This is a genomic window from Pseudomonas sp. B3(2017) (assembly GCF_002113595.1).
Taxonomy (GTDB): Bacteria; Pseudomonadota; Gammaproteobacteria; order Pseudomonadales; family Pseudomonadaceae; genus Aquipseudomonas; species Aquipseudomonas ekonensis.
The window spans coordinates 269,467-282,605 of sequence record NZ_NEIU01000003.1 but is presented as its reverse complement, the minus strand read 5'-3'; the positions used below and the strand labels follow the sequence as shown (position 1 = coordinate 282,605).

The 13,139-nt window shown below is 65.9% G+C and carries 18 protein-coding genes and 1 pseudogene; all 19 read left to right on the top strand.

Annotated features, from left to right (window positions below; genetic code table 11):
• Window positions 1-89 precede the first annotated feature (89 nt).
• Window positions 90-599 (top strand): phage baseplate assembly protein V, encoded by a 510-nt coding sequence (locus CAG33_RS06180; RefSeq protein ID WP_085581490.1) that lies wholly within the window; start codon window positions 90-92, stop codon window positions 597-599.
• Entirely contained in the window at window positions 599-997 is a 399-nt protein-coding gene (locus CAG33_RS06175; protein ID WP_085637379.1) for a phage GP46 family protein, read from the top strand. The genes CAG33_RS06180 and CAG33_RS06175 overlap by 1 nt, the downstream gene beginning before the upstream one ends.
• On the top strand, window positions 987-2,027 hold the full coding sequence (locus CAG33_RS06170; RefSeq protein ID WP_085637376.1) for a baseplate J/gp47 family protein: 1,041 nt from the start codon (window positions 987-989) through the stop codon (window positions 2,025-2,027). The genes CAG33_RS06175 and CAG33_RS06170 overlap by 11 nt, the downstream gene beginning before the upstream one ends.
• Window positions 2,018-2,617, top strand: a complete 600-nt coding sequence (locus CAG33_RS06165) for a YmfQ family protein (RefSeq protein ID WP_085637373.1) — start codon at window positions 2,018-2,020, stop codon at window positions 2,615-2,617. Before CAG33_RS06170 ends, CAG33_RS06165 begins: the two co-directional genes overlap by 10 nt.
• A gap of 14 nt (window positions 2,618-2,631) precedes the next feature.
• Window positions 2,632-2,830, top strand: a pseudogene (locus CAG33_RS28995) (hypothetical protein); the annotation flags it as partial.
• A 534-nt stretch (window positions 2,831-3,364) separates the two neighbouring features.
• Window positions 3,365-3,790, top strand: a complete 426-nt coding sequence (locus CAG33_RS06155; protein ID WP_085637367.1) for a phage tail assembly chaperone — start codon at window positions 3,365-3,367, stop codon at window positions 3,788-3,790.
• A 53-nt stretch (window positions 3,791-3,843) separates the two neighbouring features.
• The gene (locus CAG33_RS06150; RefSeq protein ID WP_085581502.1) at window positions 3,844-4,884 is read left to right on the top strand and encodes a phage tail protein; all 1,041 of its coding nucleotides are present in this window, start codon (window positions 3,844-3,846) and stop codon (window positions 4,882-4,884) included.
• A gap of 7 nt (window positions 4,885-4,891) precedes the next feature.
• Window positions 4,892-5,473 carry a tail fiber assembly protein gene (locus tag CAG33_RS06145; RefSeq protein WP_085581504.1) on the top strand — a complete coding sequence of 194 codons (582 nt, stop codon included), beginning with the start codon at window positions 4,892-4,894 and terminating at the stop codon, window positions 5,471-5,473.
• 82 nt (window positions 5,474-5,555) lie between these two features.
• Window positions 5,556-6,482 carry a hypothetical protein gene (locus CAG33_RS06140; protein ID WP_085637364.1) on the top strand — a complete coding sequence of 309 codons (927 nt, stop codon included), beginning with the start codon at window positions 5,556-5,558 and terminating at the stop codon, window positions 6,480-6,482.
• A complete protein-coding gene (locus CAG33_RS06135) occupies window positions 6,482-6,934 on the top strand; it encodes a hypothetical protein (RefSeq protein WP_085581508.1) in 453 nt (150 codons plus the stop codon). The genes CAG33_RS06140 and CAG33_RS06135 overlap by 1 nt, the downstream gene beginning before the upstream one ends.
• Before the next feature lie 42 nt (window positions 6,935-6,976).
• Window positions 6,977-7,873, top strand: a complete 897-nt coding sequence (locus CAG33_RS06130; protein WP_085637361.1) for a phage tail protein — start codon at window positions 6,977-6,979, stop codon at window positions 7,871-7,873.
• Window positions 7,874-8,320: a phage tail assembly chaperone gene (locus tag CAG33_RS06125; RefSeq protein ID WP_085581512.1), complete on the top strand. Its 447-nt coding sequence runs from the start codon at window positions 7,874-7,876 to the stop codon at window positions 8,318-8,320. It begins immediately after the preceding gene.
• Window positions 8,321-8,334: 14 nt separating this feature from the next.
• Window positions 8,335-9,537, top strand: coding sequence for a carbohydrate-binding protein CenC (locus tag CAG33_RS06120; protein ID WP_085637357.1), 1,203 nt, complete (start codon window positions 8,335-8,337; stop codon window positions 9,535-9,537).
• An 8-nt stretch (window positions 9,538-9,545) separates the two neighbouring features.
• A complete protein-coding gene (locus tag CAG33_RS06115; protein ID WP_085632121.1) occupies window positions 9,546-9,743 on the top strand; it encodes a hypothetical protein in 198 nt (65 codons plus the stop codon).
• Between the two features lie 106 nt (window positions 9,744-9,849).
• Window positions 9,850-10,413, top strand: a complete 564-nt coding sequence (locus tag CAG33_RS06110) for a glycoside hydrolase family 19 protein (protein ID WP_085581518.1) — start codon at window positions 9,850-9,852, stop codon at window positions 10,411-10,413.
• Entirely contained in the window at window positions 10,395-10,931 is a 537-nt protein-coding gene (locus CAG33_RS06105) for a lysis system i-spanin subunit Rz (protein WP_085581520.1), read from the top strand. The genes CAG33_RS06110 and CAG33_RS06105 overlap by 19 nt, the downstream gene beginning before the upstream one ends.
• A gap of 68 nt (window positions 10,932-10,999) precedes the next feature.
• Window positions 11,000-11,500 (top strand): CinA family protein, encoded by a 501-nt coding sequence (locus CAG33_RS06100; RefSeq protein WP_085581522.1) that lies wholly within the window; start codon window positions 11,000-11,002, stop codon window positions 11,498-11,500.
• 83 nt (window positions 11,501-11,583) lie between these two features.
• Window positions 11,584-12,645 carry a recombinase RecA gene (recA, locus tag CAG33_RS06095; RefSeq protein WP_085581524.1) on the top strand — a complete coding sequence of 354 codons (1,062 nt, stop codon included), beginning with the start codon at window positions 11,584-11,586 and terminating at the stop codon, window positions 12,643-12,645.
• 8 nt (window positions 12,646-12,653) lie between these two features.
• Window positions 12,654-13,124, top strand: a complete 471-nt coding sequence (gene recX, locus CAG33_RS06090) for a recombination regulator RecX (RefSeq protein ID WP_085632123.1) — start codon at window positions 12,654-12,656, stop codon at window positions 13,122-13,124.
• The last annotated feature ends 15 nt before the right edge of the window (window positions 13,125-13,139 follow it).

Sequence of the window (13,139 nt, the reverse complement as noted above, 5' to 3'; positions counted from 1 at the left end):
CCAGGCCAATCGATTTCGACTGACGCAACGCCTTCGCACCGCCGCTCCCACGGTGGATCGCGTCGTGGCCCAACTCTGAAGGAAACCCCATGAGCCTACTGACACGCCTGCTGGCGCGCGGCACTGTCGTGCTCGCCAGTTCGGCCTCCAAGCTGCAATCGCTGCAGATGCGCCTCACCGCAGGCGAGGTGAACGATGACCTGGAGCATTTCGAACCCTACGGTTTCACCAGCCATCCGCTGGCCGGCGCCGAGGGCGTCGTCACCTTTCTGGGCGGCGACCGTTCCCACGCCATCGCCCTGGTGGTCGCCGACCGCCGCTACCGCCTGCAATCGCTGGCGGCGGGCGAGGTGGCGATCTACACCGACGAAGGCGACAAGATTCATTTCAAGCGCGGGCGGATCATCGACATCGAGACCGCCACGCTCAACATCCGCGCCAGCAGCGCGGTGAACTTCGACACGCCGGTGATCAACCAGACCGGCAAGATCGTGTCCAAGGGCGACCAGGTCGCCGGCGCCATCAGCCAGATCAAGCACGTGCACGGCGGCGTGCAGGGCGGCAACGGCCAGACCGCCGCCCCCGCGGGAGGTGCCTGATGCTCATCGGCCAGAACCTCCACGCCGCGCTGACCCGCGCGGTGCTCATCAGCCTGTTCACCTGGCGGCGCGCCGCCGATGACGACGCCCTCGACGACGAGGAACGCTTCGGCTGGTGGGGCGACAGCTTTCCCACCGTGGCCGACGACCGCATCGGTTCGCGGCTGTGGCTGCTGCGGCGGGTCAAGCTGACCCGCCAGACCCAGATGGACGCCGAGTTCTATGCCCGCGAAGCCCTGCAATGGCTGATCGACGACGGCCACTGCAGCGCCATCGACCTCATCAGCGAACGCCTCGACGCCCAGCGCTTGAACCTGCGCACGGTCCTGACCCTGGCCGACGGCGAGCGCCTGGACATCAACCCCGATAACAGTTGGCAGGTGATCTATGCCGTTTGAAACCCCTTCGCTGCCGGTGCTGATCAAGCGCACCCAAAGCGACCTGGCCGGCGATTCGCTGCGCCAGTCCGATGCGCAAGTCCTGGCCCGCACCCTCGGCGGCGCGGCGTTCGGCCTGTACGGCTACCTTGACTGGATCGCCGAGCAGATTCTGCCCGACACCGCCGACGAATCGACCCTTGAGCGGATCGCCGCGCTGCGCCTGAACCAGCCGCGCAAGGCCGCCCAGGCCGCCACCGGCAGCGTGAGCTTCAGCGCTGCGGCCGGCGCGGTGCTGGACGTGGATACGCTGCTGCAGGCCAGCGACGGTCGCACCTACAAGGTCACCGCCGCGCGCACCACGGTCAGCGGCACCAACACCACCACCGTCGCCGCGCTCGACGCCGGCAGCCTGGGCAACGCCGATGCGGGCCTGGCGCTGACCCCGGTGCAGCCGGTCGCCGGCATTGTCGGCAACAGTTTCGTGGTCGCGGCGCCGGGCCTGAGCGGCGGTGTGGCGCGGGAGAGCCTGGAGTCCCTGCGTTCGCGGGTGATCCGCTCCTACCGCGTGATCCCCCATGGCGGCTCGGCCCAGGACTACGAGACCTGGGCGCTGGAATGCCCCGGCGTGACCCGCGCCTGGTGCCGCGGCGGCCTGCTCGGCCCGGGCACGGTGACAGTGTTCATCATGCGCGACGACGACCCGCAGCCGGTGCCCAACGACGAGCAACTGGCCGAGGTCCAGGCCCACATCGAACCGCTGCGCCCGGTCACCGCCGAGGTGCATGTGCAGCGGCCGGTGCAGGTGCCGGTCACCTATCGCCTGAGCGTCAATCCGGACACCACGGCGGTGCGGGCGGCGGTCGAGGCGCAGTTGCGCGACCTGCACAACCGCGAGGCCGACCTCGGCCAGTCGCTGCTGATCAGCCACATCCGCGAAGCCATCAGCAGCGCCGGCGGCGAGTACGACCACACGCTCACCGCGCCGGTCGCCAACGTACCGGCCGGGCAAAGCGAACTGCTCACCTTCGGAGGTTGCGTATGGGGGTGATCAGAACCGCCGCGCAGTACCAGGCGCAATTGCGCGCGCTGCTGCCCGGGGGGCCCGCCTGGGATCCGGAACGGGTGCCGGAGCTGGAAGAGGTGCTGCACGGCGTCGCCGTCGAACTGGCGCGCCTCGACGCCCGCGCCGCCGACCTGCTCAACGAGATGGATCCGGCCGGCGTCAGCGAACTGGTGCCGGATTGGGAAAAGGTGATGAACCTGCCCGACCCGTGCCTGGGCGCCACGCCGCTGTTCGACGACCGCCGCCTGGCCGTGCGCCGCCGCCTGCTGGCGGTCGGCAGCCAGGCCGTCGGTTACTACCTTGAGATCGCCAAGAGCCAGGGCTACCCCAACGCCACCATCACCGAACTCGAAGCCCCGCGCATGGGCCGCTCGCGGTTCGGCACGGCGCACTTCGGCACCTGGGAGGCGCAGTTCATGTGGACGCTCAACACCGGCGGCCGCCTGCTGCTGGGCCGGCGCTACGGCGCGAGCTACTGGGGCGAACGCTTCGGCGTCAACCCGGGCTCGGCGCTCGAATGCCTGATCCACCGCGCAGCGCCGGCGCACACCAAGGTGCACATCAATTATGACTAGGGAGGTTTGACGGAATGGATTATCCGAAGAGTGTCCCCAGCTCCGGGCTGGTGAACGGCAAGTTTGTCGATGAGAACCCGCTGACCGGCACGCCGGGGTCGCTGATCCCGGCTCGCTGGGGCAACAGCGTCACGGACGAAATCGTCAATGCGATCGTCGCCGCCGGGCTGGTGCCGGACGAAGGCGACAGCACGCAGCTCAAGGCGGCGATCTCAGCGATCGTCGAGAAGAGCAAGAACGACGCGTTGGCGAGCAAGGACGAAGCGGAGTCAGGCACCAGCAGCGTTCGCCTGATGACGCCGCTGCGAGTGTTTCAGGCCATCGAAAAGAAACTGGTGCAGGCGACCGAGTCGGTGCTGGGCTGGGCGCGGATCGCCACCCAGGCGCAGGTCAATGCCGGCGCCGATGACGCCACCGTCGTGACGCCGAAGAAACTGCGGCTGGGGGTCACCTACAGCTTCGGGGAAAACGGCTACGTCGTGTTCCCCGCCTGGATGGGCGGTTTCACCATCCAATGGGTCTTGGTCACGATCAGCGTGGACAAAGGCTACGTGTCCAAGTCTTGGCCGCTGGCCTTCAAGAACCAGTGCAGCGGTGCCTGGGCGAGTTATTCGCACGCCGGGAACGCCCCCTATCTGGACATCACCACGCCGCCGTTGGTGACCTATTTCGACGTGAATCAGGTGCAGGTGATGAGCAACTCCGGCGGCACGGGCTTCATCAGCGTCGTGAGCGTGGGGAACTGAAATGAAACGATTCTATAGCCGTACGACAGGCAACACCTATCTGGCCGGTCATCACACTTCACTGCCGGACGATGCCGTCGAAATCGACGATGAGCGCTACGAGACGGTGATCGCCAATCCGGCGGCGGGAACCGAGCGGTCTCACGACGACCAGGGGCTGCCGGTGTTGATCGAGGCCGCGCCGGTCTCGGACGAGCAAACGGCGCGGCAGGCCAAGGCCTGGCGCGACAAGGAGTTCGATCGGGTGGTCTGGCTGCGTGACCGCCATCGGGATGAAGTCGAGTTGATGAAGTCCACCACGCTGTCGGACGCCGAATACCAGTCGCTGTTGGCTTATCTGCAAGCGCTGCGCAAGTGGCCGCAGACGAAGAAATTTCCTTCCGCACGCTCCCGGCCGAAGAAACCCGCCTGGCTGAAAGCCGAGTGAGCCGCGGCCGCCTCGCCGGCCCCGCAACCATGATTCAGATAAAGGATTGAAGTATGGATTATCCAAAAAGCGTCCCCAGCGTCGGCCTGGTCGACGGCCGGTTCGTCGATGAAAACCCGGTGGCAGGCACGCCGGGTTCGTTGATTCCGGCGGTGTGGGGCAACGGTGTGACCGAAGAGCTGCTGACCGTCATCAAGGCGGCCGGCATCGCGCCGGCCGAAGGGGTGAACGATCAGTTGCTGACGGCCGTCAAGAAGCTGCTGAGCCTGGCCAGCCCCATGTCATCAAAAGTCGTCGAGGTGTCCGGATCGAGGGTATTGGGCGCCGATGAGCTGGGGCTGGTCCTGATCAGCGCCGGCACGGCGGACACGACCGTCACCCTGCCGGCGGTGAACGCGCTGTCAGGCGTGCGGGACGTGATTGTCCGCCGCACCGACAACAGCGCCAACCGGCTGGTCGTGCAGGCCGGCGGCAACGACCGGATCAGGTTTCACACTCACCTGTCCGCCAGCGGTTATCCGTTTTTCGTGTTGATGGGGGCGGGCGACTGGTGGCATCTGCGCAGCGACGGCTCGGGCAACTGGTGGCCGGTCGGGCGGTTTGACGGGACGGCGCTGGGGCGGATCGTGTACGAGAGTTCGACCGCCCTCAGTCCCGGCGGTTACGGCGCACTGAACGGCAGAGAGTTCCAGCGCGCCGAATGGCCATGGCTGTGGGATCACGCCGTTCAGTCCGGGATGCTGCGCGCCGAGGCCGACCGCGCGGGCGGCTGGAGCAGCGGCGACGGCGTCAAGACCTTCCGGGGCCCGGAAGTGCGCGGCGAATTCATCCGGACGCTGGATGAGCAGCGCAACATCGACGCCTCACGGGTGGCCGGTTCCTGGCAGACCGGCACCAACATCGCCGGCGACAACGGTTCCGCCCCGGCGGTCCACGGGATCGGCAACCTGGCGACGATCGGGGCGGATCCGACTGCCTATACCGGGCTGACCTACTACGTCGCCGCGACGGCCGCCGAAAACTTCGGCTCCCCGTACTGGGGCTTGGCCCGGCCTCGGAACATCGCCTATCCGGGCCGTCTTAAACTCATTTGAGGTGCTTATGGCTTTCTACTACGTCAACGAACTGACCCAGGAAATGACCGGGCCCGTCGAACTCCCGGAATATCCGGGGTTGGGCGTTGTGGTGCCGGGCAACGCCATCGGCTTGCCTGAAGCATTGCCTGCCGCCGAGCCGGGCCATGTCTGGGTATGGCGCGATCAGCAAGCGGTGCAACTGATCGATCTGCGCAACCGAACGGTTTATTTCAAGGAAAACGGCAATGCCCTGTATTGGACCCAATTGGGGCCGTTGCCCGATCACTTGACCGTCAAACCCCGGCCTAACGCCTACTGCTTCTGGAAGGAAGGTGACTGGGTGCTGGATGAAGAGGCCGAGCGAGCAGGTCTGGCGGCGCAGGCCGACATCGATCGGGATAACCGTCTGCGTGAAGCGGTCATCCGTGTGGCGCCGCTGCAGTACGCCTATGAACTGGGCGAAGCGGGCAGCGATCAGGTCGCGATGATGCAGGCCTGGAAACGCTACGCCATCCACCTGTCGCAGATCGAGCAGCAGGCGGACTATCCGCGCAACATCGTCTGGCCGGTCGCGCCGGGCCGCACCGCGGTGCCGCCCTCCGCCTGACTGACACTCCCTCACCCCTCTACAGGCGGTTCAGTGCTGCCGGCATTCGGCTGCCCGTAGAAACCCATTCGAAGGTTGTGCAATGGACTACCCCAAAAGCATCCCCGGCGTCGGCCTGGTCAACGGCGGCTTCATCGATGAGAACCCCGTGGCCGGCACGCCGGGCTCGCTGATCCCCGCTGCCTGGGGCAACAGCGTGACGCAAGAAATCCTCAACGCCATCAAGGCGGCCGGGCTGACGCCCGACGAAACCCGCAACGATCAGCTCGCCTCGGCCATCGGTGCCCTGGTCGACTTCACCAAACTGAGAAACACCCCGACCACGCTGAGCGGCTACGGCATCACCGATGCGACCGGACGGCTATTGGCGGTCAAGCAGTTCGACACGGTCGGGATCACGGTGTACCAGCCTGATCCCAGGGCCAAGCGGATCCGCGTGAGATTGATCGGGGCTGGCGGCTCCGGGGGCGGATGCGGGCCGGTGCCGGCCAACTCCCTGGCGATCGGCGGAGGCGGCGGATCGGGCGCCTACGGCGAGAGCTTCTATGACGTCACTGCGCAAATGCTCGCCGGCGTGCCGGTTTCGCTGGGCGCGGGAGGTGCCGCGCGCAACGCGGCCGGGCAGGCGGGCGGTGGCGCTTCCTTCGGCGCTTACATGAGTGCGGCAGGCGGCGGGGGCGGGCAGGTGCTGACCGTTGCAGTGACGGCGACAGCTTCCGGTTTCGTGCAGGGCGGCGTGGGCGGCCAGACCGTCACCGGCGGCAACCTGGCCAATGCCCGCGGCAACACCGGAAGCTTTGCGATGTTCAACAACAATTGGGGAATGCTCTCCGGCGGCGGTGGCGCAAGCCCGTTCGACGGCGGCGGCACGTTCACCGGCGTCAACGGAAACGGTTGGCCCGGCGTCCGTGGATCGGGCGGCAGCGGTGCCTGCTCGAACAGTGCCTCCACCTCTTTCGTGAGCGGTGCGGGCGGTAACGCTTTCTGTGAAATCTGGGAGTACGCCTAATGGCCCTGTATGCACGGGTGGAAAACGGCATTGCCGTCGAACTGATCGACACCGGGGACTACGCGATCACCCAGCTGTACGCCCCGTCCTTCGTCGAGTCGATGGTGCAGGTGCCTGAGGGCGCCGAGGTCGAGATCGGTGCGCCGCTGGGCGATATCCGGCGGGCCGCCGAACCGGCGCCCGCGTCGGTCGCGTCGGTGCCAGTAGCACCGGCCATTACGGAAGAACCGTCGCGGGCGCAGGAAAAGGCCTGGCGCGAGTCCGTGCTGGCGGACACCCAATGGCTGATGGCGCGCCACCGCGACGAGCAGGAGCTCGGCCGCGCGCCGACCCTGGCCGCGCCGCAGTACCTGGCGCTGCTCCAGTACCGCCAGGCCCTGCGCGATTGGCCAGGTGCCGGCGCAACCCAGCGGCCGGCGGCTCCGCCATGGCTGGGTGCCGACGGCGGTTGACGCCATCGCGGCGCCTGTCATTTCAATATCAGGAGAAGAACAGTGGATTATCCGAACAATGTACCCAGCGCCGGCCTGGTGGACGGCCAATTCGTCGATGAGGATCCGGTCTCGGGCAAGCCGGGGTCGCTGATTCCGGCCAGTTGGGGCAACGGCGTCACCCAGGAACTGCTGAATGTCATCCGCATGGCCGGCATCACGCCGACCGAGGCGGCCAATGACCAGCTGCTCAAGGCTTTACGCAGCAGCAAGCTGTTTGTCACCCCGCCGCAGTTCGACAACGGCCAGTCGGTCGCGACCACCGGGTTCGTGACCCGCAGCGGCCTGCAGTTTTCCGGTTTTTCGTCCTATGCGGTGAGCACCGCCCTCAGCGCATCGAGCGTGGGCGGCGTGGCCAGTTTCGCCAGCGGGACGCCGATCACGGCGACCTTGCCGTCCATCGCCGGGCTTGCCCATGGCAGCACCGTGCATGTCATCAACGCCGGCAACGGCGTCCTGACCATCAATCCCGCCGCCAGCGAAACCATCGAAACCTGCAACGGCACCTTCGGCGCGCTGAAGCTCGGCATCGGCGACAGCGCCCAATTCATCAAGCTGAGCGGCCAGTGGCGCCTGTACGGCGGTTCGGTCAGCGACCGGTACGCCACGGCCCATTTCGGCGTCTACGGCAATGTCGGGTATCAGCGCTATCCCAGCGGCAACATCGAGCAATGGGGAGTCGGCACCTCAAATGCCGACGGCAACGTTTTCGTCACCTTTCCCATTTCGTTCCCGACGGCGTTTTCGTCCCTCGTGGCCACTCACTCGGGCGGCGATGCGGCGATGGTCGCCCTGGTCGGCGGCAGCGTCACCCAGCAGGGCTGCACGCTGAGAATCCGCAACAGCGCAGGGCAAGTGCAGCAGGGCTGGAGCGTGAATTACTTTGCGAAGGGGTATTGAATGAACGCGTTCAAAGTGTTGTTCAGCGCCAGCACCCGGGGCGTCTATGTACCGGGCATCAACTCGTCGGACATTCCCGGCGATGTCATCGAGATTCCCCAGGACTACTGGATTTCCCTGCTGCAGCAGCAGGCGGTCGTGGCGAAGGTCATCGGCGTCAATCCCAACAACGGCTTTCCGGTGCTGACCGATCCGCCGCCGCTGACGCCCGACGAGGCCGCCGACGCCGAACGCCGCTGGCGCGACGCGCAGTTGGCCGCCACCGACGGCCTGGTGGCCCGTGACCGCGACGAGCTGGAGGACGGCGGCGGCACCACCCTGACCACCGAGCAATACACCGAACTGCAAACCTACCGGCGTGCGCTGCGGGACTGGCCGCAGGGCTCGTTCTTTCCGTTCAGCGAGCATCGTCCGGCAGCGCCGCGCTGGTTGGCTTCGGCGATCTGACCCAGGAGATTCACATGGACTATCCCAAGCGCATTCCCGGCTCAGGGCTGGTGAACGGCCGATTCGTCGACGAAGACGCGATCGCCGGAACGCCGGGTTCCCTGATTCCGGCCAGTTGGGGCAACAGCGTCACTGAAGAGATCCTCAATGCGATCACCGCTGCCGGACTGACGCCGGACGAGGAGCAGACCGATCAGTTGGCCAGGGCCATCCGCCAGCTGGCCAAGCCGGATCCGCTGCAGCAGTTTCCGGTGCAGGTGTACCGCAAGAACGTGCTGATCAACGGCGGTTTCGATATCTGGCAACGCGGGACCGCCAACCCGGCACCGAACATCGGCGGCTTCGTGGCCGACCGTTTCCGTTGCGACTGGAACGGCAATGCCGGTGTCGCGATCAGCCGGCAAAGCTTCGTTCCCGGTCAAGGCGAAGTCGCGGGCGAGCCTCAGGCATTTTTGCGTTGGCAGCAAACGGCGGCCGGCACCGGCTCGACCGTGCATCGCATTTCCCAGAACGTCGAATCGGTCAGGACGTTGGCGGGCAGGACGGCGACCGTTTCGTTCTGGGCCCGTTCCGACGCGGCCCGGCAACTGCGGGTCATGATCTTCCAGAACTTCGGCGCGGCCGGTTCGGAAACGGTCGAGCGAGCGGTCGGCGACGTTCAGGTCGGCACTGCCTGGGCCCAGTACAGCGTTTCATTTCAGGTGCCGGGCCTCGCCGGAAAGATGCTGGGGGCGAACCATCACCTGAGGCTGGCCTTCGACCTGCCGCTCAATGTGCTGCAGACCGTGGACCTGGCCCGGATCCAGCTGGAGGAGGGGCCGGTGCCGACGCCTTTCGAACGCCGCACCGAAGCGCAGGAACTGAGCGACTGCCAACGCTATTTCGAGCGCTCGTTCACGGGGGGACTGCCGATCCGGGCGAACAACGGCTCCGGCACCTGCATCTCGACATTCACTCAAGTCCCGGCCGCCAACACCGGCCAGTACGGCATGACGATCGGCATGCTGGTGCAGAAGCGCGTCCTGCCGACGGTCGTGGCCTACTGTCCAGGTGAAAACAGCGCTCAGGTCTGGAACCAGTCGATCGGCAAATCCTGCACCGGAACGTTCCTGCAGGGCCTGACGGACCGTGCGATCTCGTTCGCCACCGTCACGCCCGTCGGCAGCGCCCCCGGACAGACCCTGCAGATCGAATGGACGGCCGATGCCGAAATCTAGGAGGAACGATGGACTATCGACTGACCGCACAAGGCGTGATGCGCCTGAGCGACGCGGCCTACATTCCGCAGGATCCGGGCAACCGCGACTGGCTCGAGTATCAGGCGTGGCTGGCGGCGGGAGGGCAGGTGCTGCCCCGGCTTGACGATCCCGACGCAGAGGAACCGCAGCGCGGCGTCCTGGGCTTTTTCAAGCGCATCATTTAAACCCTTCATTAAAGGATCAAGCGTGAAAACTCTGGAAAACAACTGGTTGGCGAGTTTCTCCCGCCAACCGTGATTCAATCGCAGTATCCAGGGAGGATCGAACATCATGCCAATCACCGAAAACCAGCTTGTCAGCATCATGCCGAACGCCCGCTCCCAAGCGGGCGTTTTCGTTCCGGCGCTCAACGCCGCCATGGCCCGTCAGCGCATCGACACGCCCAAGCGCATTGCCGCATTCCTGGCCCAGGTCGGCCATGAGTCGGGCCAGTTGCGCTACGTGCGGGAACTGGGCAGTCAGCAGTACCTGAGCAAATACGACACCGGCGCCCTCGCGGCCCGGTTGGGCAACACCCCCGAAGCCGACGGCGACGGGCAGAAATACTGCGGCCGAGGGCTGATCCAGATCACCGGCCGCGCCAACTATCGGCAATGCAGCCTCGGGCTGTTCGGCGACGAACGCCTGCTGGCCCTGCCGGAACTGCTGGAGCAGCCGCAATGGGCGGCCGAGTCCGCCGCGTGGTTCTGGGCGCAGAACGGCTTGAACGAACTGGCCGACCGCGACCAGTTCAACACCATCACCCGGCGCATCAACGGCGGGCTCAACGGCCTGCAGGACCGTCTGGAGCTCTGGGGGCGGGCGAGGGCGGTGCTATGCCCGGTCTCGGCCTGAACCTCTGGCGGCTGGCCGGCATCGCGCTGCTGGCCGTCGCGGCGGCGGCGCTGGCCTGGCGGTTCCAGGACTGGCGCTACGGCCGGCGACTGGCCGAACAGGCCCTTGAACATGCCCAAGTCCTCAATCGACTCACCCTGACGGCCGCCGCCGCGCAACAGGCCGAACAGGACAAGCGCCTGGCCCTGGAGCAACGGCTCCAGGCCAGCGAACAGACCCACTACCGAGCGCTCAATGATGCCCAACGTGATCAGGCTCGCCTGCGCGACCGCCTTGCCACTGCTGATCTGCGCCTGTCAGTCCTCGTCGATGCCGGCGACGTTGCCCATGGCTGCGACCTGCCCGCCGCCCCCGGCGCCGGCGGCGTGGATCATGCAGCCCTACGCGCCCGACTTGACCCGGCGCATGCTCAACGAATTGTCGCCATCACCGACGAAGGCGACCGCGGACTGATCGCCCTGCAGGCCTGCCAGGCCTATGTCAGGACCCTGGCGCCCGCACCTTCACATCTTGAATGAGCCTGCGCCTTGCATGCGCCATGGGCTCGTGTACGGTGGTGCACATCCCATCCGATCCGGAGTGCGCCGTGAAAGAAATCACCCAACTGGCCGCTGAACTTGGCCGGCGCCTGCAGTTGCTCAACGCCCACGTCACCACCGCCGAGTCCTGCACCGGCGGCGGGATCGCCGAGGCGATCACCCGCATTCCCGGCAGCTCGGCATGGTTCGAGGCCGGCTACGTGACGTATTCCAACCGGCAGAAGACCTTGCAGCTGAATGTGCCGGCGGAGCTGTTCCCGACCGTGGGCGCGGTCAGCCGCGAAGTGGTCGAGGCCATGGTGCGCGGTGCCCAGGCCAACAGCCGGGCGCGCTTCGCCGTGGCGGTCAGCGGCGTGGCCGGGCCGGACGGCGGTTCGCCGAACAAACCGGTGGGCACGGTGTGGCTGGCCTGGGGCGCGGGCGATACGGTGTGCAGCGAGGTGCAGCACTTCCCCGGCACCCGTGACGACGTCCGCCGACAAACGGTGAAGGCCGCGCTAGAGGGGTTGCTGCGACTGACGGCACGAGAAATCGAAAATCAGGGGTAGGCGATCCTCGAACGCTGTGGAATAATACTGGCTACTTATACAGGTGTTGGCCGTCAGGCCTTATTGATTACGTGAGGACTTTAATGGACGACAACAAGAAGAAAGCCTTGGCTGCGGCCCTGGGTCAGATCGAACGTCAATTCGGCAAGGGTGCCGTAATGCGTATGGGCGATCAGGACCGTCAGGCGATCCCGGCCATTTCCACCGGCTCTCTGGGTCTGGACATCGCACTGGGCATCGGCGGCCTGCCAAAAGGCCGGATCATCGAGATCTACGGCCCTGAATCGTCCGGTAAGACCACCTTGACGCTGTCCGTGATCGCCCAGGCCCAGAAGGCCGGCGCGACCTGCGCCTTCGTCGACGCAGAACACGCCCTGGATCCCGAGTACGCCGGCAAGTTGGGCGTCAACGTCGACGACCTGCTGGTCTCCCAGCCGGACACTGGCGAGCAGGCCCTGGAAATCACCGACATGCTGGTGCGCTCCAACGCCGTTGACGTGATCATCGTAGACTCCGTGGCCGCGCTGGTGCCGAAGGCTGAGATCGAAGGCGAAATGGGTGACATGCACGTGGGCCTGCAAGCCCGTCTGATGTCCCAGGCGCTGCGCAAGATCACCGGCAACATCAAGAACGCCAACTGCCTGGTGATCTTCATCAACCAGATCCGCATGAAGATCGGCGTGATGTTCGGCAGCCCGGAAACCACCACCGGCGGTAACGCGCTCAAGTTCTACGCTTCGGTTCGTCTCGACATCCGCCGTACCGGCGCGGTGAAGGAAGGCGACGAAGTGGTCGGCAGCGAAACCCGCGTCAAGGTCGTGAAGAACAAGGTCGCTTCGCCGTTCCGTCAGGCTGAGTTCCAGATCCTGTACGGCAAGGGCATCTACCTCAACGGCGAGATGATCGACCTGGGCGTGTTGCACGGCTTCGTCGAGAAGTCCGGCGCCTGGTATGCCTACAACGGCACCAAGATCGGTCAGGGCAAGGCCAACTCGGCCAAGTACCTGGCGGACAACCCAGACGTCGCCGCCGCGCTCGAGAAGCAACTGCGCGACAAGCTGCTGTCTTCGTCGGCCGTTGCAGATGCCAAGGCTGGCGCTTCGGTCACCGAGACCGAAGACGACATGGCTGACGCCGATATCTGATTGCAGCGATGACAACCGCCGTACTCGATACCCTCGTCGCGGTGCGGCGAACCGCCATGGATCTGCTCGCACGACGCGAGCACGGTCGGGTTGAACTGACGCGCAAGCTGCGTCAGCGCGGCGCTCCGGATGAAATGATCGAATCCGCCCTCGACCGTTTGACGGAAGAGGGTCTGCTCAGCGAAGCACGCTACCTCGAAAGCTTTGTCTCCTACCGCGCCCGCGCCGGCTACGGCCCGATGCGGATTCGTGAAGAGTTGAGCCAACGTGGTTTGCAGCGTGCCGACATCGACCTCGCCCTGCGCGAGAGCGGCATCCCTTGGCAGGCGCAACTGGAGGATACGTGGCGACGCAAGTTCTCCGGGCAACTGCCTGCAGACGCCAAGGAACGGGCCAAACAAGGCCGTTTCCTGGCCTACAGGGGATTCTCGATGGAGATGATCAACCGCTTGTTCAGCGGTCGAGGGATGGACGATTAAATGAAAACGGCCCGC